Annotated in this window: 29 protein-coding genes; all 29 read right to left on the bottom strand. The window is 72.3% G+C overall.

Going from position 1 to position 16,788, the window contains the following annotated elements; translation table 11 throughout:
- Positions 1 to 2 precede the first annotated feature (2 nt).
- Complete coding sequence (locus ABD223_RS13490; RefSeq protein ID WP_344036493.1) at positions 3 to 302, bottom strand: hypothetical protein; 300 nt, start codon at positions 300 to 302, stop codon at positions 3 to 5.
- A complete protein-coding gene (locus tag ABD223_RS13485) occupies positions 286 to 540 on the bottom strand; it encodes a hypothetical protein (protein ID WP_344036492.1) in 255 nt (84 codons plus the stop codon). Before ABD223_RS13485 ends, ABD223_RS13490 begins: the two co-directional genes overlap by 17 nt.
- Positions 537 to 1,007: a hypothetical protein gene (locus tag ABD223_RS13480; protein WP_344036491.1), complete on the bottom strand. Its 471-nt coding sequence runs from the start codon at positions 1,005 to 1,007 to the stop codon at positions 537 to 539. The genes ABD223_RS13485 and ABD223_RS13480 overlap by 4 nt, the downstream gene beginning before the upstream one ends.
- The gene (locus tag ABD223_RS13475; protein WP_344036490.1) at positions 1,004 to 1,336 is read right to left on the bottom strand and encodes a hypothetical protein; all 333 of its coding nucleotides are present in this window, start codon (positions 1,334 to 1,336) and stop codon (positions 1,004 to 1,006) included. The genes ABD223_RS13480 and ABD223_RS13475 overlap by 4 nt, the downstream gene beginning before the upstream one ends.
- A 55-nt stretch (positions 1,337 to 1,391) precedes the next feature.
- A complete protein-coding gene (locus tag ABD223_RS13470) occupies positions 1,392 to 1,742 on the bottom strand; it encodes a hypothetical protein (RefSeq protein ID WP_344036489.1) in 351 nt (116 codons plus the stop codon).
- A gap of 1 nt (position 1,743) precedes the next feature.
- Positions 1,744 to 2,199 (bottom strand): hypothetical protein, encoded by a 456-nt coding sequence (locus ABD223_RS13465; RefSeq protein WP_344036488.1) that lies wholly within the window; start codon positions 2,197 to 2,199, stop codon positions 1,744 to 1,746.
- A gap of 6 nt (positions 2,200 to 2,205) precedes the next feature.
- Complete coding sequence (locus ABD223_RS13460) at positions 2,206 to 2,850, bottom strand: hypothetical protein (protein ID WP_344036487.1); 645 nt, start codon at positions 2,848 to 2,850, stop codon at positions 2,206 to 2,208.
- 84 nt (positions 2,851 to 2,934) lie between these two features.
- Positions 2,935 to 3,993, bottom strand: a complete 1,059-nt coding sequence (locus ABD223_RS13455; protein ID WP_344036485.1) for a phage major capsid protein — start codon at positions 3,991 to 3,993, stop codon at positions 2,935 to 2,937.
- 670 nt (positions 3,994 to 4,663) lie between these two features.
- The gene (locus tag ABD223_RS13450; RefSeq protein ID WP_344036483.1) at positions 4,664 to 4,939 is read right to left on the bottom strand and encodes a DUF397 domain-containing protein; all 276 of its coding nucleotides are present in this window, start codon (positions 4,937 to 4,939) and stop codon (positions 4,664 to 4,666) included.
- A 14-nt stretch (positions 4,940 to 4,953) separates the two neighbouring features.
- The gene (locus ABD223_RS13445) at positions 4,954 to 5,286 is read right to left on the bottom strand and encodes a hypothetical protein (protein WP_344036482.1); all 333 of its coding nucleotides are present in this window, start codon (positions 5,284 to 5,286) and stop codon (positions 4,954 to 4,956) included.
- An 87-nt stretch (positions 5,287 to 5,373) separates the two neighbouring features.
- Positions 5,374 to 5,790 carry a M67 family metallopeptidase gene (locus ABD223_RS13440; protein ID WP_344036481.1) on the bottom strand — a complete coding sequence of 139 codons (417 nt, stop codon included), beginning with the start codon at positions 5,788 to 5,790 and terminating at the stop codon, positions 5,374 to 5,376.
- A complete protein-coding gene (locus ABD223_RS13435) occupies positions 5,784 to 6,239 on the bottom strand; it encodes a hypothetical protein (RefSeq protein ID WP_344036480.1) in 456 nt (151 codons plus the stop codon). The genes ABD223_RS13440 and ABD223_RS13435 overlap by 7 nt, the downstream gene beginning before the upstream one ends.
- A complete protein-coding gene (locus ABD223_RS13430; protein WP_344036479.1) occupies positions 6,239 to 6,466 on the bottom strand; it encodes a hypothetical protein in 228 nt (75 codons plus the stop codon). Before ABD223_RS13430 ends, ABD223_RS13435 begins: the two co-directional genes overlap by 1 nt.
- A 3-nt stretch (positions 6,467 to 6,469) precedes the next feature.
- Positions 6,470 to 6,820, bottom strand: a complete 351-nt coding sequence (locus ABD223_RS13425; protein WP_344036478.1) for a hypothetical protein — start codon at positions 6,818 to 6,820, stop codon at positions 6,470 to 6,472.
- Positions 6,821 to 6,839: 19 nt separating this feature from the next.
- Positions 6,840 to 7,421 carry a hypothetical protein gene (locus ABD223_RS13420; RefSeq protein ID WP_344036477.1) on the bottom strand — a complete coding sequence of 194 codons (582 nt, stop codon included), beginning with the start codon at positions 7,419 to 7,421 and terminating at the stop codon, positions 6,840 to 6,842.
- The gene (locus ABD223_RS13415) at positions 7,418 to 7,711 is read right to left on the bottom strand and encodes a DUF6221 family protein (RefSeq protein WP_344036476.1); all 294 of its coding nucleotides are present in this window, start codon (positions 7,709 to 7,711) and stop codon (positions 7,418 to 7,420) included. The genes ABD223_RS13420 and ABD223_RS13415 overlap by 4 nt, the downstream gene beginning before the upstream one ends.
- On the bottom strand, positions 7,708 to 8,046 hold the full coding sequence (locus ABD223_RS13410; RefSeq protein ID WP_344036475.1) for a hypothetical protein: 339 nt from the start codon (positions 8,044 to 8,046) through the stop codon (positions 7,708 to 7,710). Before ABD223_RS13410 ends, ABD223_RS13415 begins: the two co-directional genes overlap by 4 nt.
- Complete coding sequence (locus ABD223_RS13405; protein ID WP_344036474.1) at positions 8,043 to 8,513, bottom strand: hypothetical protein; 471 nt, start codon at positions 8,511 to 8,513, stop codon at positions 8,043 to 8,045. Before ABD223_RS13405 ends, ABD223_RS13410 begins: the two co-directional genes overlap by 4 nt.
- On the bottom strand, positions 8,510 to 8,746 hold the full coding sequence (locus tag ABD223_RS13400) for a hypothetical protein (RefSeq protein ID WP_344036472.1): 237 nt from the start codon (positions 8,744 to 8,746) through the stop codon (positions 8,510 to 8,512). Before ABD223_RS13400 ends, ABD223_RS13405 begins: the two co-directional genes overlap by 4 nt.
- Complete coding sequence (locus ABD223_RS13395) at positions 8,739 to 8,945, bottom strand: hypothetical protein (RefSeq protein WP_344036471.1); 207 nt, start codon at positions 8,943 to 8,945, stop codon at positions 8,739 to 8,741. The genes ABD223_RS13400 and ABD223_RS13395 overlap by 8 nt, the downstream gene beginning before the upstream one ends.
- Entirely contained in the window at positions 8,942 to 9,163 is a 222-nt protein-coding gene (locus tag ABD223_RS13390) for a hypothetical protein (RefSeq protein ID WP_344036470.1), read from the bottom strand. Before ABD223_RS13390 ends, ABD223_RS13395 begins: the two co-directional genes overlap by 4 nt.
- Positions 9,160 to 10,257 (bottom strand): hypothetical protein, encoded by a 1,098-nt coding sequence (locus ABD223_RS13385; RefSeq protein ID WP_344036469.1) that lies wholly within the window; start codon positions 10,255 to 10,257, stop codon positions 9,160 to 9,162. The genes ABD223_RS13390 and ABD223_RS13385 overlap by 4 nt, the downstream gene beginning before the upstream one ends.
- The gene (locus ABD223_RS13380) at positions 10,254 to 10,937 is read right to left on the bottom strand and encodes a hypothetical protein (protein ID WP_344036468.1); all 684 of its coding nucleotides are present in this window, start codon (positions 10,935 to 10,937) and stop codon (positions 10,254 to 10,256) included. The genes ABD223_RS13385 and ABD223_RS13380 overlap by 4 nt, the downstream gene beginning before the upstream one ends.
- Positions 10,934 to 11,143 carry a hypothetical protein gene (locus ABD223_RS13375; protein WP_344036467.1) on the bottom strand — a complete coding sequence of 70 codons (210 nt, stop codon included), beginning with the start codon at positions 11,141 to 11,143 and terminating at the stop codon, positions 10,934 to 10,936. Before ABD223_RS13375 ends, ABD223_RS13380 begins: the two co-directional genes overlap by 4 nt.
- 11 nt (positions 11,144 to 11,154) lie before the next feature.
- On the bottom strand, positions 11,155 to 11,433 hold the full coding sequence (locus ABD223_RS13370) for a hypothetical protein (protein ID WP_344036466.1): 279 nt from the start codon (positions 11,431 to 11,433) through the stop codon (positions 11,155 to 11,157).
- An 8-nt stretch (positions 11,434 to 11,441) separates the two neighbouring features.
- Positions 11,442 to 12,254: a phage scaffolding protein gene (locus tag ABD223_RS13365; protein WP_344036465.1), complete on the bottom strand. Its 813-nt coding sequence runs from the start codon at positions 12,252 to 12,254 to the stop codon at positions 11,442 to 11,444.
- Positions 12,255 to 12,262: 8 nt separating this feature from the next.
- Entirely contained in the window at positions 12,263 to 13,411 is a 1,149-nt protein-coding gene (locus ABD223_RS13360) for a hypothetical protein (protein WP_344036464.1), read from the bottom strand.
- Positions 13,408 to 15,081: a hypothetical protein gene (locus ABD223_RS13355; protein ID WP_344036462.1), complete on the bottom strand. Its 1,674-nt coding sequence runs from the start codon at positions 15,079 to 15,081 to the stop codon at positions 13,408 to 13,410. The genes ABD223_RS13360 and ABD223_RS13355 overlap by 4 nt, the downstream gene beginning before the upstream one ends.
- A gap of 87 nt (positions 15,082 to 15,168) precedes the next feature.
- Complete coding sequence (locus ABD223_RS13350) at positions 15,169 to 16,776, bottom strand: hypothetical protein (RefSeq protein ID WP_344036461.1); 1,608 nt, start codon at positions 16,774 to 16,776, stop codon at positions 15,169 to 15,171.
- Positions 16,777 to 16,788 lie beyond the last annotated feature (12 nt).

Genomic DNA, 16,788 nt, shown 5'->3' with positions numbered 1-16,788 from the left:
GGTCAGCTCCCGTCGTTGGTCGTGTCGTTGGTGGTGCCGGGCTTGCGGGCGCCGGGGGCGCGCGTGCGCGCGGGCGGCGCAGCGGCCTGCTCGTCACCGGCCGCGTCCGGCTCGCCGCCGTCCTGCGCGGCGGTGCCAGCGGGGTCGGTGTCGGCGGGGTCGGTGTCCTCCGCTCCGCCGTCGGCGTCGGCCGCCTGCTCGTCCTCCAGGAGCAGGCCCTGCTGCTTCAGGTCGGCGTACTCCTGATCGCTGACCTCGATCTCCCTGTCGGGCTGCTGCGTGGTCCTAACCGTTCGGGTCACGGAACTGCTCCCTTCCGGCGATGTCGCCGTCCTTGGTCCACTGCACGGCGCCCAGTTCCGGGTGGAACCGGATCGGCATGGTCTGGTCGTCGGGGATGTCCGGCGGCAGCTCCCGCGCCGGGTGGGTGGGCACCAGGAACTTCAACTGGGCCGCGTCGTGGTGCACCAAGATCCGGCCGCCGTAGGTCAGGAAGTCCCGGGTCCGGGTGCCGAACAAGCCGAACCGCTTGGCGGTCATGACTCCTCCGTCCAGTGGAAACGCAGGTCGAGCAGGTAGTGGGCGAGGCCGCCCTGCTCGCCGTAGGCCGGGCGCAGCTCGCTCATCGGGTGCACGGAGTGGACGAGCGCGGGCGGGTAGCCGTGGGGCAGCTCGACCCGGCGCTTGATCGCCGCCCGCTCTGTGGCGCCCTTCGGCACGACCGCGGCCCACACGTGTTCGCCGAGCAGGTTCGCGCGGTGCTTGGGCGGCCGGTTGCTGTTGGGGCGCACGGCCCAGAACTCGCAGGTGACCACGGGGCTGCGGAGGGGCACGTACTGGTCGGATGTCCCGCCGGTCGGGCGCACGGTGACGAACCCCGTCGCCGTCCAGGTGGAGTGCTCGCTGGGCAGGGTGGTGCCGACGATGTCGGGGGACAGGCCGGGCACGCCGCCCAGCCACGCCACCGCGACCAGTTCGGTGTTGGCGCGCAGCACGGGGGCGGTCATGTCGCGCCGCCGCGGTGCCGGTAGAGCGCGGAGGTCATGTAGGGCTGGCCGGGCACGCGGCGGCCGGTGCGGACCAGGGTGCCGTCGGCGTCGCGGTAGACGATCTCGTGGCCGTCGTGCACCGGTGCGGCGTAGCGCTGGCGGGCGGCGAACCGCAGCAGGTCCTCGCTGAGGACGTCGAAGCCGAGGGAGTTGCGCAGCGCGCCGGTGTCGACCGGCGTGGCGGCCTGCATGTCGGCCAGCACCGGCGGGCCGATGTCGGTCTCCAGCAGGTCCCGCTTGCGGGCGGCCAACTGCTCGCGCCAGCGCGGGTCCTCGCGGAACTCCACGGCGCGTCTCCCTCCTCGCCTCTACGGCGCGAAGAGCTCCTGCTGGTCGGCCGATCTACTCGGCGGGTGTGACCTGCTGGAGCTGGACGATCAGGTCTGACTCGCGCCCGAGCTGGTCGGGCTGGGTGGCCGACAGCACCACGTAGGTGTCGCGGTGCCGGGTGCAGCGGTAGCGGTCTCCAGGGCGGATGTCGGTGTCGGACTGCATCTCGGCCACCGGCCGGCGCACGGTGATCGGGTTCTGGGTGGTCTGGTCGCGCAGCTGCACCGTCCGGGTCTTGATCCGCGCGAGCACCCGGGTCGCGACCGGGGTGGCGGTGTCGACGTCGACGTCGACGGTGTCGCCGACGTCGTCGGTGGTGGTGCCCCGGTAGATCGAGCCGGTGCAGGTCGCGACCGCGTACACCTCACCGGCCCCCCAGGGGGGTCCACTGCTCGTAGGAGTCGTTGACCTCCGCGAGCGGGTTGGTCGACGGCAGCCCGGCCCGGTTGACGTAGGGGGAGCGGGTGCGCTGGGAACGGGAGCCGCGCCAGGACAGCCGACGGATCGCGTGGCGGCCCATCGGCGGGCACACCAGCGTCAGGTCCCCCAGCGCCCCCGCGCCCTCCAGAGTGGACAGGTCCAGGCGCTCGAAGAAGTCGGGCTGCGCCCGCATCCACGGGACCTGGTAGGCCACCGCGCGCCGCAGCCACTCCCGGTCGGCCGCTCCGGTCCGCTCGTAGGCCAGCGTGTAGACCCGGCCCACGATCGTCTCGATGACCGCGTTGGCCATCACGACCTCGCGGTCGGTGACGTCGGCGGCGTCGGTGAGGAGCATGACGTCAGCCGGGATGGCCCACGTCGTCCTGGTCGGCTGCGTCACCTCCACTCACCCCTTGGTCGACGTGCTGGTCTTGGTGGTGCCGGACTTCGCGGCCGCCGTCTTCCCGCCGGTCGACCTGGAGCCGGTGCTCCCGGCCGTGCCCGCGCCGGACGCCGTCGTGCCCTCGGTCTTGGCCTGCCGCTTGGCCTCCGCGCGCCGCGCCGCCCCGGCCGCTGGCTTCGACGTCGGGGTGACCGTGCTGCCGTCGTCGGAGACGATCTGGTCGCGCGGGGTCGTGGTCTCCGCCGGCTTGTGGTCGACGACCGCGGGGATGGTGTCCACCGAGTAGGTCAGCTCGACGCGGGGGAACGTGCGCCGCCCCGGCTCCTTCGGCTCCGGGGTGACGTCCTTCGAGCCTTCGTAGCGGACCTCGCCGCGCGGGTGCAGGCCCCGCTGGATCGCCTCGTTCAGCACCGCGGCCCTGTTGGCCTCGTGCTGCGGCTCGTTGTGCTCCGCGCCCGGGTCGGTCACGAACACCTTCACGAACCGGGTGCCCTCGGCGCCGTCGGCCGAGCGCTGCTCAACCTCGGCCGCCTGGCCCTCCTCGGTGCCGGTGAGCGCCGGATGCTGCTCGGTGCGCTTCGGCGCGGGCTCGTCGGGGCCGTCGGGCTGCAGCTCCACCTCGTCGGCCTGCTTGTCCGTGTCGGCCACGGCGTGCTCCCTCGTGTCGTGCTGGGAGCGGTAGGGCGCGCGGGACCACCAGCCGCTCGCGCCCTACCGCAGTCCAGGGGTGGGTCAGGAGTTGTCCTCGTGGATCGCGAAGCCCTTCTCGTGACCCACGTTGAAGGCCCTGCGGGCGCGGAGCTTGAGGATCGACTCGTCGGTGAGGGCGGCCAGGCCGTTGCGGCCGTCGATGTAGATCGACTCCGGGCCCGAGCGGATACCCAGCATCATCAGCTGGGGAATCACGAAGATCATCAACGGGTTACCGCTCGGCCGCGAGGTCGGGACGGCGCTCGTGCGCGCGCCCAGCGACCAGCGCACCGGGTAGCCCATGATCCGGTCCGGCACGTTCGCCGCGCCGGCGGAGTCGCCACCGGTCGACTCGGCGAAGATGGGTCGGTCGTTGTCGTCGACGATGTCGCGCAGGATCTGCTTGTACTCCGGGCTGGCGATCCACAGGCCCGCGCCCTCGACCCAGTAGTCGCTGGTCTCGACCTTGCCCAGCGTCGCCGACAGCGACCCGTAGGTCGTGCCTCCCGAGCCGGTCTTGGTGATGTTGCTGTTCGCGGTGTAGCCGGTGTCGCTGTTGTTCTGCGACAGCATGTAGTACAGCGAGTCGAACTTGCAGCCGGTCGACGCCTTCGCCGCGGTCACCGCCAAGCAGGCGTTGTCCAGGCCCTTGGCGTACGCCGTGGCCCAGTCGGACAGCTTGGTGTTGAGGACGTTGGCCAGGGAGTCGTCGATGTCCTCCTCGGCGATGCGGATCGCGGTGCCGAACTTCTGCGCGCTGAGGATGACCTCGTCGTTCGGGCTGGTGTCCTCGCCGTAGGCGCCGCCCTTGGCGACGATGCCCAGCTCGACGCCGCCGGACCGCGGGGTCGAGCGGGTCTGCGAGCGCATCGGGATGCGCTGCGCGACGGCCTCGACTGCGGAGTTCTGGCGGACCTGCTGGATGACGTCCGCCCCGAACTCTTCCCAGTTCCAGGCGTCGAAGTTGGCCCGGGCGCCGCCGCCGATCATGCGGATCGGGGAGCCGTCGGGGGTGAAGCCGATGATGTCGCCGACGTCGTGCGCCGGCACGCGCGGGTCGAACAGCTCGCGGTCGCGCGCGGTCAGCAGGGTGCTGCCCATGGACGTGCCCTTCAGCGATGGGGGATGCGGGTTGCACCTGCGCCCCATCACGGGCACGCCGGTCGGAGGTGGAGCTGGGTCCGATCACCGGATGCGGTGGCCGCCCATCACGGGCCGGTCACCTGAACGGGAGAATACACGGCGTTCACGAAGTTATGCAGGAAATCTTCCGGTCAGGGCGGTACGCTGCCGGGCATACGTCGCTGAGTAGCCGTGACTGGTGAGGGGGCGACGGGCAACGCGGGGCAGCTGGGCCGAGCGCATCGGCCTCAGGACGTGAGACGACCTCTCCCCGCCGCCGGGCCACCCCGAGGGGCGGAAGGTCAACCGCCCGCAGGGAGGCCCGGTGTCGGTCGGCCGAGCACCCTCGGAGAGGGGTAAAGGGGCCGGGACGCTCGTCGCGTTCCTCGAACCGGGGCAGGACGAGGAAGGCGCGCCCCCACCCACGACCGCGGCGCGTTTCGCGCGGCGGACGTCCCGGCCCCGCTGGCGCGGTCCCGCCTCCCCCCTCGGAGGCGGGGCCGCGCAGGCTTCCATCAGGGCCGCCGCCATCCCACCCCCAGGGGATGGCCAGGAGAGCCGCACGCGGCAGGAAAGCGCGGCCCGCCCCAGAAAGACGTGGCCCCCGCTCCACACGGAGCGGGGGCCACGTCGCGCTACGAGCCGCCGATCAGTCGGTGGTCTCGACGGTGAACTCGCCGGCCCGCACCCCGGCCACGAAGGCCTCCCACTCCGCCGGGAGGAACACCAGCACTGGACCGTCGGGATGGGCGGAGTTGCGCATCGCCGTGTAGGTCACGCCGTCGGTGTGCTCGACGAACGCCACCTCGACGTGCTCCGTCTCGTCCTCCGCGCCCTCGTCGTGGCGGGTCCACGTCGCCGAGCTGAGGTCGAGGTGGTCCCGGACGTGGGCCTTGTCGTCGTAGATCGGCGCGCTGTCGGTCATGGGGTGACGGTACGTCAGAACCACCGCTCCAGGTCGAACACCCTGAGCCCCGCCTGCTCGACCATCCCGGCAGCGGCCGCTGCCTCCGACCCGCACTCCGGGTCGTCCGCTTCGGTCTTCATGGCGACTGAGACCGCGCTGGCCAGAGATTCCAACGCCTTGCCCACGTCGTAGACGATGGCGCGCGGGTCACCCGCTTTGCCAGCGTGGGCGGCGACCCGCGCGGCCAGCACGCGCAGCGCCCACGCATCGGTCTCCGGGCCTTGCGGGTCGTGGATGAGCTTGTGGCCGAGTTCGGGGGCGGTCCACAGGTCGGCCAGCTCGCTCTCGTCCTGGATGGTGGTCATGGCCGCAGGCTAAGGCCGGCCACCGACAGCGTGCGTCCTCCTAACTTCGGAGGACGTTAGGAGGACGCTCACACGTGCGGGCCCGTCCTACACCACCTGGATCGGCTCCTCGGTGGCGAAGCCGTCCGCGATCCGGAACGACCGCACCTGCGGCGGCATCCGGTTCGTCCCCTGGTCCCGGGTGGACACGATCACGTAGTGCGCCTCGGGTTCGCTGGCGTGCCGCAGGTCCATCCCGGACGGCTGGGCGTGGCTGGCGGTGTGAGAGTGGTAGATCACCACCGGCCGCTCCCCGCGCTCGTGCATCTCCCGCCACACCACCAGCTGGTCCTCAGGGTCCATCCGGTACGCGACCGTGGACTTCTCCGCGTTGAGCATGGGCACGATGCGGTCCGGCACGTCCCCGCCGCGCGGGCCCGGCATCACCCCGCAAGCCTCGACCGGGTGCTCCGCGCGGCAGTGGGCGAGCATCGCGTCCAGCAGGTGCCGGGGCAACGTCAGCACGGCGCGAACCCCGGCCCGCCGAGAGGACCGTCCGGATCGTCGAACTCCGGACCGGACCGGGAGGACGTGCCGTGCCCGGCCTGGAGGAAGTAGCGGCCGTAGAGGGTGCCGAACTCGCGCAGGCTCTCTCCGAGGTCGTAGAGCCGGTCCGCGGTCACCGCCAACTCGCCCTCCGGGATCATCGTCGCGGCCACCGCGGTGAACGCGTCCGCCGTGCGCACGCAGGCGCGCCGCATCTCCTCGGTGGTCACCCGCGGCCCGCGCGGACCGGGCACGGCCGCGGCGTGGTCGGCCGCGACGCTGTCCAGCAGGTTGGTCAGCGGGGTGCCCCCGGCGGCCCGGCCGCAGGCGACGCACACCGCCGGGCCGCCGCAGTGCACCACCGGCCCGGGCGGCTCCCCCGTCGGCTCGCCGTCGCCGTACCAGTGGCCGTGCTCGGTGTACGGCATCAGCCATCACCGCCCGAAGGCCCCGCGCCCGGCGGGCGCCCCTGCTCGCCGCCCAGCGCTTCCCGGGTCGCGAGGATGGCCCGGGCGGCGTTCCAGGCGACCACGACGGACCGTCCCAGCAGGCCGGTCCAGCGCTCGCGGCGGGCGCGTTCTTCGAGTCCGCGCAGCCAGAGGCTGACCGGCTCCCGCAGCGCGGGTGGCTCGACGACGTCGAAGTCCTCGGGCATGGGCTACACCCGCTCCGGCCAGTGCCACGTGCCGCCCTTGAGCGACGCCTCCTGCCAGCCACACCCCGGCTCGGGGCAGTAGCGGAACGGCATGTCACCGTGCGGCTGCGGGCAGTTCGGGTCCCCTGGGGTCTCCCCGCCCTCGTCGTAGGTGCAGCCGCCCGCTGCGAGCGGGTGAAAGAACAGGCCGGTGGGGTTGAACACGCAGATGCCGATGCGGGCGGGGTTCTGCGGGTCGACCTCGGTGATGACTGCTGCGCGGCACTCACTGGTGAACGCCTGGCTACCGTCCGCTCGCGGCGGCGTGCCGTGGCTGACGTAGTGGACGATCCTGCTGACACTCGGCTTGGTCATGAGCTCGCTGCCTTCCTGATCACTCGGCTTGTCGAAGGTGGCCGGGCGGCACCCGCGCGTCCTGGTGGACGAGGACAGGCCCGCATCGGACCGGCCGACACCAGCACGACGAGTTCTCCCCGTGTGGCAGCCCCAGCTCGGCGGCCAGCGCAAGGATCTGCGCTTGGATCACCTCGTCGACCACCCGGCGCTGGAGCTCCTTCTGCGCTTCCGCCCACTGCTCCTGGCTGGCCGCGAACAGAGCCTGATCGGCGGTCCGGTGCGTCCGGAGCAGGCCGCGGGCGACCTCGATCCGCCCGGCCGGGAGCGGCACCTCCTTCGCCGCGGTCCGCACGAGCGGCACCAGCTCGCGACGTACGTGCGCGGCGGCCAAGTCCTCGCGCAGCTCCCGCAGCTGGTTGTCCGGGTCGGCCACCACCACCTGGTCGCGAGCGACCAGCGCGCTCCCGCGCACCTCGATCGGCATGGCCAGCCAGGCCCGTTCGACCGCGGCCTTCACCTCCTGCACCCGGTCCGGGTGGCACAACAGCAGCCGACGGTAGCTCTCCCACAGCCGCGCCCAGCTCGCCACGAGCGCGACCGGATCGATGTCGCTGTTCATGCTGGCCACTGCGCGTGGTAGCCGGGGCGGTGCCGGTAGGCCAGGGCGACGGCAAGTACCAGGCCGTCCGCCAGCTCGTAGGCGTCCGGGCTGTGCATGCCCTGCTCCGCCCGCTCGTAGTGGTCGAGCACCGCGGTGTGCGCCTCACACTGCGCGAGCACGTCGGCGATGCGCGCCGCCATCCGGCTGGGCAGGATCGCCCACAGCGGCCACTCCGGTCCCTCGCGCACGTCCTTCTCGGTCTCGGCGATCTGCTCCCGCAGCCACACCAGCTGCTCCGGGGTGATCACGGCAGCTCCCACCGCTCGGGCAGCTCGCCCTCCACGGTCTCCTCCACCCAGACCCGGTCCGCGGGGCACAGTTCCAACCAGCGCGGCCCGGCGTCGGCCTCCTCGATGAGCACCCAGCCGTGGTGAGTGTCGGCCCGGTCCGGGTCGACCAGCAGCGGCCCGGCCACCACGGTGAGGACCATGGTGGTGCGGGCGCGGTCGGCGCACCACCGGCAGCCCAACCACCGGTTCTCCGCGTGCGCGGCCACGTCGTCGACCGTGGCGTCGTCGGGGGCGCGTTCGAGCTGCCGCGGGTCCAGCCGCAGCAGCGCGCACAGCTCGTCGGTGGCGTTCATGGCCGCTCCGTTTCGGTGTCGGGTTGGGGTGCCGGGTCGGTCGGGGTCGGGAGCGGCCACACCGTCGCCCGGGCGGCGCCGTACCCGCCGCGCACCGCGACCTCGCCGGGGTTGATCCACATCACGGTCTTGAACGGCACGTCGTGGGAGCCGAGCTCCAGCCCGGCCGCGCGCGCCGCGTCGATCAGCACCGGGTCCGGGCCCCAGTCGCACAGCACCGCCCGCACCGCCGAGCCCCGCAGCGGGTCGCCCGGGTACCAGCACGACGCGACGTGCGCCTCCAGCTCCTCCTCCAGCGCAAGACGGAACGCCTCCCGCTGCTCGGCCGACCAGCCTCGCCCCGCGGACGCGGGCGGCTGCGCGAGCTGCGCGTCCAGCTCCGGGTCACCGACCCGGTGGCGGAAGGGCCCGGTCAGGGTGGTGGTCCACCAGCGCGCGGCGGCCTCCACCTCAGGCCGCCGGTTCACGGTTGCACCGCCGGCAGCTCGACCTCAGCCCAGTCGGCGACCTCCGCGGGCTCCTTGACCGAGACGTAGAGGTCGCCCTGAAGGCCGATCTCGAGCCAGAACGGGCCGGACTCGCGCGGTCCCTCGGCGAAGTACAGGGCCACGCGTCCGTCGGGGGCGCGCCGGACTCGGCTGGGGTGCACCCGCCGGGTGCCGTCGGGGTGCTCTTCCACGCGGTACTCCGGGTCACCCACCGGGCACCTCCACTGGGAGGACGGCGTAGCCCTCGTCGGCCAGCAGGTCGAGGAACAGGCCGACGTTGTGGCTGCCGCTGGTCAGGCCGTGGACACGAAGGCGCCAGTCGTCCAGTACGTCGGCCACGGCGCGGGCGTCCTCCGGTAGCTCGGCGCGGCGCAGCCGGTCGAGGTGCTCGTGCGCGCGGGACTCGGTCACCGTCGCCTCCCGCGCCGCCGGTCCACACGTTCCGCCACGGCGCTCCCCGCAAGGCCGATCGGGAACCCCAGCACCAAGCCGACGAACGTGGCCGCCGGTGGCGGCACCGCCTCCTGGAGCGCGGGCCACACGTAGTAGGTCGCGAACACGGCGCCGACGCCGACGGCCACCACAGCGGCGCCCGCCGCGAGCGCGGGCCAGGACAGGCGGCCCCTCACCCGAGGTCCATGGCAGGCTCGACGTCGTCCTCCAGGTGCAGCGGCGTGTACCCGTGGTGCACCCGGCTCTCCATCATGTGCTCGGCGATCTTCGCCGCGGCGACCATCGGCCACAGCCCGCTGGTCACGTCCTGCCGGGTGACCCGCACCGTGGAGCCGAGGACCTCGTTGCCCTTCCAGTCGTGGCGGCGGACTGGGATGCCCTTCTTCGACCTCCAGTCCACCCACCACTCCGGCTCGCCCGGACGCCCCCGCTTGCGGCGCCGCTGGGCCTGCTGGAGCTGGAGCTCCACCTTGTAGGTGTCCTCGTCGCTGTAGGGCATCCGCACCACGACCGGCACCGGGCCGCCGATGTTCTCCCGCTCCCACTTCAGCGGCCCGAGCAGCAGGTCGCGCGGGTCGCAGCGGAACGAGCCCTCCCACCACTTCGGCTGCTCGCTAGACCAGTGGCCCTCGCGTTCCCACAGCGACCAGCGCACCCGGCCATCGTGGACGGACAGGCCGATGACGCGGTCGTCGTAGCCGGTGGGGATCAGGCGCCGCTGCACCCAGGTGCCGAAGCCCTCGGTGTGCAGGTACAGCGCGCCGAGCGGGTTGATGCTGACGTGCCCGGCCAGGGTGTGCTCGGACCCGGCCGAGCCGATCGTGACCTGCACGCTGAACACGCCGAAGGTCTTGCCCAGCACCAGCTGGCCGCCGACCGTGCCGGTCGGGCGCTCCGGCCACGGGCCCGGCGGGTAGTGCTCGGGGAACACCGGCCCCGGTTCGCCGAGCCGGGAGCGCGTGGGCTGGGTCAGCCACTCCGGTGGCTCCGCGGTGAACTCGTTGTTGTAGGGCTGACCGATGCTCCACCGCGCCGGGTCCAGGCTGCCTTGCGGGTTCGGGCGCACGCCGCACCGGTCGCAGCACACCCAGCGCGAGCTGTGGCCGTTCACGACCGGCACGTGCCCGAGCAGGCGGCACAGCAGCATCAGCCGCGGCACCCGGTTGAGCCAGAAGCTCCGGTTGAACAGCTGCCCGCGCGTCGACCGGCCCTCGCGTTCCAGGTTGTTCAGGGAGTGGAAGTACAGGCCGCCCTCGTGCTCCTTGCTCACCGGCCTGCCTCCTGAGGCTCGGCCGAGTAGTAGCGCGGCTTGTCGCCGACCTCGTTGGCCTCGTCGTCGGTAAGCCAGTAGGTGCGGCCGCCGTCGGTGGACATGGCGCGCGGGTCGCGGATGTTCTGCCACAGCGGTGTGCCGCTGATCTCGCTACGGTCCTCCCACTCGGCGGGGTCGCGGGTCAGCGCGGTCAGCGGCCGGTGACGCAGCAGGTCGTACACGTACCGGGCGGCCTGCTCGGCGGAGCTGCCGGAGTGGCGGCCCGCGATGAAGCCCCGAACGCTGGCCAGGACCGACTCGACGAACCAGTCGTCGTGCTCACCGGCCCGCTCCAGCTCGCGGTGGGCGTGCCGCACCAGCTCCGGCTCGTCGGCCGCGACTTCGACGTTGACGGTGGCCTCGGCCAGCACCCGGGTCCGGGCCGCCAGCCGGTCCAGCGAGGCCGCGGTCTCCTCCAGGTGCGCCGTGTCGCGATGCTTCCGCGCGCACGCCCGCAAACGCGCGGCTGCCTCCCCGAACGCCAGCCAGACCGCGACGTAGCCCATCTCCAGCGGTGTCGGCTGGTGCTCGGCGAACTCGGCCGCGAACGCCATAGCCCGCCCGGTGATCGAGCCGTCGTTGACCTCTCGCTCATCGTCCGCTGCAACCGCGACGTCGACGTGCGGCTCGGTGGTCATCGCTTGGTCACCGCCGCTCGGACGATGGCCGCGCACAGCCCCAGCAGCACGAGGAGGAACAGGCCCCACATCGGGGCGAAGATCCACCACCACGACCAGGTGATGAGGCCATCGGCGCGGAGGATGGCCAGGGCGATGGTGGCCAGCCCGGCCAGGAGGGCGGTGATGCGGAGGTCGAGCGCGGGTTTGCGCTGCTGGTGGGGCATGGTGGTGGTCCTCACGGCTGGTTGTAGGGCAGGACGTGCGGCTCGGTGCCGGGCACCCACAGCGGGGTCCACGGCGAGACGGGGTTGAGCGCGTCGGTGGCGTGCTGGCGGCGCTCGATCTGGACGACGGTGCTGCCGACGTGGAGGGCGGCCCGGATGCGGTCGAGCCGGGCAACGGCCGCGGCCTGCGACTCGGCGGTCAGCACCTCGGGACCGCCGAACCCGGCACGCGGACGGGTGATCGTCCACGTGCCGGGCGCGGTCTTGCGGATGCTGACGCGGTCGCGCACCGGCGAGGTCAGACGTCGCCCTTGATGCGCGCCGCGAGGCGGTCGCCGGTGGTGGCGAACTGCGGCGCGGTCGGCTGCTTGTCCGCGGGGTTGATCCGCGTAGGGCGCCGCTTGGCTGTCGCGGGCGGGGCAGGCTCGGCGGGCGGCGTGAACAGCTCGGGGAGTTCCTCTTGGAGGCGCTCGATCTCCTCGTCGAGCCCGATGACCTCGCCGTCGTCGTCGATCTCGATCCCGGCCATGTCGATCCGGCCGATCATCCGCTTGACCCGGGCCTCGGTCGGGCGCTGGAAGTTCGCGGCCAACAGCGCGGCCTTGGCGGTCGCCCGGATGGCGATCGGCATGAGCCGAGCCTCGGCCTCGGCGGCGGCCTCTGCCCGCGCGGCTTCCAGCGACCCGGCTTCCGGCTTCGGCCCGGCCTCCTTCTGCGCCTGCCGCTGCGCCTTCTTCAGCTCGGTCAACTTCCAGCGTTCGTTCGCCGCCTGCTTGTTGGCCTCCTTGAGCGCCGCCTGGGTGCGCTGCCACTCCTCCTGCGTCGGCGGCTTCCAGTCGCTCTCGGCGGGCTGCTCACCCTCGGGCTTGTCGCCGTGCTCGTCATCGTCGTCCGGCTCGTCGTCGAGGATGTCGCGCTGCGCCCGGCCCGCCCCGCCGGAGCTGGCCCCGCTGCTGCCGTCGCCGCCGGTGAGGTCGATCTCGGTGTCGCCTTCGTCGTCGTCCGCGCCGCCGCGCACGGGCCAGACGGGTCGGTCGTCGAGGACCGCGAGGGCGGTGCCCCAGTGGGGGTGCACCGGCAGAGCCGAGAGGTAGATGGTGCTCGTCGTCATGGTGGTCCTCATCTCGTGCTGGTGCTGCGGCGGCGTGGCGCCGACGGGAACGCCTGGGCGCGGACCGCACGGCGGGCGCGGTCCTGAACGGTCTTGGGGGCGGTGGTGCCGTTGTCGAGCAGCCACGCCGCGGCGCGCAGCCGGCGGCGCTCGCTGTCGCCGGGACGGCGCAGGCCGAGCAGGATCGACCGCTCGGCGTCGGCCTGGAGCAGCTCCGGGAGGTTGGAGTTGCGGCGGGTGCGGCCGAGCCAGAGCCGGGTGCGGCAGCGGCACCGCGGGTGCCGGGGCGGGCAGCGCAGCGGCGGCGCGGGCCACACCGGTGTCGCCGGCTCGCCGAACGCGGGCGCGACGTCGAACACGCCGTCGACGGAGATCGCGCCGGACAGGGCCAGGCAGTCGGGGCAGGCGTCGCGCTCGGCGATCCACAGCCGCTCCGCGCCCAGCGCCCGTGCCATGGCCTCGATCCCGGCGTTGGCCGCGCGGTGGATCGTCCACGCGGTCGTGGTCTCGGCGGTGGTGACCGCCTGCTGCGCCGGGGCGAGCACCTCGCGCACCACGTGGGTGAACGTGCTGCCGGCGGCGTGGGAGGCGGCGTCGGCCGCCGCGCGGAGCTTGCCGCGGGCGGTCGCGTCGACCGCGTCGAGGACCTCGGCGACGTCGGCGGGCAGCGCGGTGGGCAGCAGCTGCTCCAGCACGGCCGACGGGTCCGGGGACCGTGCGCCGGCGGCCTGCGCGTCGACGATCCACCGCAGCAGCGGTTGACGGTCCGGGTCGGGCTCGCCGTCGATCCACCGCTCCCGGTACTCCTGGGGCAGCTCTCCGTCGGCCACCAGCTCGGTCAGCGCCTGGCGGGCGCCCATGATGCGGGCGTCGCGCGCCCACTGACGCAGCGGTTCGCCGACGTCGACCCGGACTGCGCGGACGCGGGTCTCCAGCTCGGTCATGTACTCGTCCCAGGACCGCTCGTCCGGGACAGGCCGGTCGATGCCCCGGAAGCGGCCTACCCACTGGCGGATGGCCCAGCTCCACAGCTCGGCCACCGCCGCGGTCACTCCGGCCGCGGCCGCGCTGCCCGCAGCGACCTCCAGGGCGTAGAGCTCGGCCGCGTGGTCGATGACCAGCTCGGGCACCTGCGGCGGCAGCTGCGGTGCGGTCACCCGTCACCGTCCTGCGTCGGGGCGGCGACCGCAGCGAGCACGTCGGGCATGACCGCGTCGACCAGCTCGGTGATCTGCTCGGGCTGGAGGGACTGCATGGTGGCGGCCGCGCCGATCATCTGGAAGACCTCGGCCACGGTCTTGAGCACGGCCAGGCGCTGGGCCAGCTGGGTGTCGTCGCCGAACCACGCATCGACCTGGGGCTTGGTGTAGCCGGCCTCCATGAACGCGGCCTTGACCGGCATCCCGGCCTCGACCTTGGCCAGCACGATCTTCCAGCCGTCGATGCCGGTGACCCGCTCCGGCGGCTCGAATGTCACCACCACCGGTACCCGGCCGAACCCGGCCATCACCAGGGCGTCACGGAACAGGGCCTGCAACGTCGCCCGGAAGGACGTGATCAGGTCCAGGAGCTTCTTCACGAACGGCACGTCGATCGCGTCCTGGGACACGCCGGAGGGCAGTTGGGCGCGGGCGTAGTCGAAGAACCGCATCGGCGTCTCGGACACCTGCGCGCCCATGCGCATGTACTCCTCGGCGGCCTTGAGGAACACCTCCCAGCCGGTCTCCTCGAACGCGCCGACGGCCTTGACGTTGCGCAGCAGCCAGAAGGAGTCCGGGCTGGTGTCCAGCTCGGCGTCGGAGACGTCGCGGCTGCTCGGTACGTCGATCGTGTCGAACGCGAACTCGTCCGGGTCGGTGGCCGCGGCCATGCTGGTGTCCTCGCCCGCGACCAGGGCCCAGCGCTGCTTGGCGACCTGGTAGTCGACGGTGGACATGTGGGAGACGATCAGCTTCCGGATCGCGTCCTGGGCGCCGTAGAACTCGCGGTGCAGCGGCGTGCCGTAGGGGCGCGCGGTGCGGAAGTGGTGCGCGGGCAGCAGCCCGTAGGGGTTGGGGTAGGGCCACTCGTCGTCGTCCTCGTCGACCCAGACGTACAGGTCGGCGGCCGACCGCGCCTCCTTGACGCCCTTCTTCGTGGCGTACTTCTCGATCCGGTCCCGGTACTGGAGGTCGACCCGGATCCGGTCGCCCGCGCCCCAGCGGCGGATTACGAACCGCGCGTGCCGGGGGTTCTCCTCGGCGTAGATCACCGCGGTGGTGAACCCCAGGTTGAGGTGCACGTCGATGTCGATCGGGTCGCCTGACTCGCTACCCCCTTCGTCAAACTGGTCGGTGGTAGCCCTGGGCACGGGAAGAACGCCGACGGGGTCGGCGAGGTCCTCCTGGTCGGCCTCATTGGCATCGTCGTCGGCGGGCCAGGCGATGAGGTAGGCGTCGCCGTACTCACAGGCCCGCAGGATCAGGTCCGGCATGTACAGGTCGAGCTCGTTGCGCTCCCACTGGCGGGCGAGCCACTTGGTGGCGGCGTCGTTGCCGGGGCAGGTGATCGAGGCAACCCGGATGCGGGATGCGGCGGCCCGGACCGGGATCGCCGCGAAATTCAGGCGGTAGGCGGTGCCGGTCCTCGCCAGCGCCCGCCGCAACCGCACCGAGGCGAAGAACTCGGGGACCTTTCCCTCGAAGTACTGCTGCGCCCTGGTGTAGTCGGGCGCGAGCTCGTCGAGCGTGTCCAGGCCGACGGCGATGTCGGGGTTGGTGGCGCGCTCCCGCGGGTCGTCGTCGGTCGGCGCCGGAACGACGTCGAAGGTGGTGATCGGAGCGCTCACCTGCAACCTCCCGGAGATGATGCGTTCAGAGTAACCCGGGGCCGAAGCATCTTCGGTGATCATCCCTTCTGGCGATGGATCCGCCTGTCAGTCGTCATCGTCGGTGACGTCCGGCCGCACGAACCCGATGCCCGCGTGGCGGCGCGGGGACAGGAAGACGTCGACGCCGGTGCCGATGGCGTCGACCAGGTCGTCGTTCGCGCCGCGGGGGAAGGCGACCATCTGCTCCTGCACCTGGGGCAGCTTCTTGGCGTGGGTGACCCGCGGGAGCTTGTCGATCGGGTGGGGGTGGCGGCCGGGGTGGCGCTTGGGGGCGCGGGTGTAGCGCCCCAGCAGCCGGGCCGCGCGGACTTCCTTGGGCTCGTCGTTGCCCAGGCAGTGCACCCGGACCGGCATGGTGTGGAACACGCTGTACCAGGTGTCGCCGCCGTTGTTGTCCTCCACGACGACCCCTCGGATCTGGCGGTACTGCTCCAGCACGCGCAGCACGCGCTGGCGCATCGGCTCACCCGGCGGCAGCTTGACCATCCAGGCGTCGAGCACGACGCAGCGGCGGTGGTAGGCGCTGTAGCCGATCACCGCCAGGCCGGTGTAGTCCGACGTCTTGCGCGCCTTGGTGGCGGGGTCGATCGACAGCAGCATGTGGGTCAGCGAGGGCAGCAGCTCCTCGGTGATGGTGAAGTCGTCGCCCGTCCAGTAGTCGCCCTGGCGGGCCATGGGGTCATTGAGGTAGTTCAGGCGGTAGCTGCGGGTGTGCTCGATCGACTCCAGGAACGCCAGCGGCCACTTCTCCTCCCACAGCGACCGCCGCTGCGCGGTGACCGGGTCGGTGAGGATCGCCGGGTAGTAGCGCACCCGGATCCGCTCCTCCGTCACCCACGGGGCCGGGGGCTCGTTGGGCTCGGTGACCGTCTTCACCAGGTCGTGGATGATCGAGCCCGGCATGGTCGTGGTGCCGGAGATGACGACGCGGGCGCGCAGGTTCATCGGCAGGATCGCGTTCTGCACCGTCGCCAGCCGCTGCTCCTTCTGGTACGCCGAGTAGTTGGACTCGTCGGGCTCGATGTCGTCAAAGATCAGCAGGTCAGGGCGTCGGTTACCGATCTTGAAACCGAGCGCCTGACTGTCGATGCCCTTCGCCGCGAACACGAACGCCGACGCCGCGATGAACATCTCCTTGGTGTCGGACTCGGTGGTCCCGCTGGGGCGGCGGCCGGGGCGGCAGAAGTCGGGGAAGTCCGCGCGCAGCAGCTGGTTGGTGTCGACCTCGCGTTTGAACGACAGCAGGTGCTTCTCGGCCTGGCCGCCGGCGTGCGCGAACGCCGCGACGAACCGGCGGTGGCGATGGGCGCCGGCCCACGCGGGCAGGATCAGGAACTGCCAGGTGCTCTTGCCCGCGTCGCGGGGGCAGATCCAGGCGTCCCTGCCGTCCTTGGGTTCGGTGTTGGGCAGTGCCCACTCGCGGGCCGTGTCGGCCATGTCGACGTGCAGCGTCGACAGTGTGATCGGGTCGTCATCCCCGGCGCGCAGGTGGTGCGGGAAGTACAGCAGGGCGAACAGCAGGGGGTTGTACTTGGTCAGCAGCCGCCGGCACTCGGGGACCGCGAGCATGGCCGGGTCGATGTCCTGCTCGGCCAGGTAGGCGTAGATGTCGACCCGGGCGCCGGCGGCGGCTTCTGCTGGTGGTGCACTCACGCACCACCTCCC

Origin of the sequence: Saccharothrix xinjiangensis, assembly GCF_039527585.1 — a bacterium.
GTDB lineage: Bacteria > Actinomycetota > Actinomycetes > Mycobacteriales > Pseudonocardiaceae > Actinosynnema > Actinosynnema xinjiangensis.
This window is presented reverse-complemented; position numbering and strand designations above follow the sequence as displayed.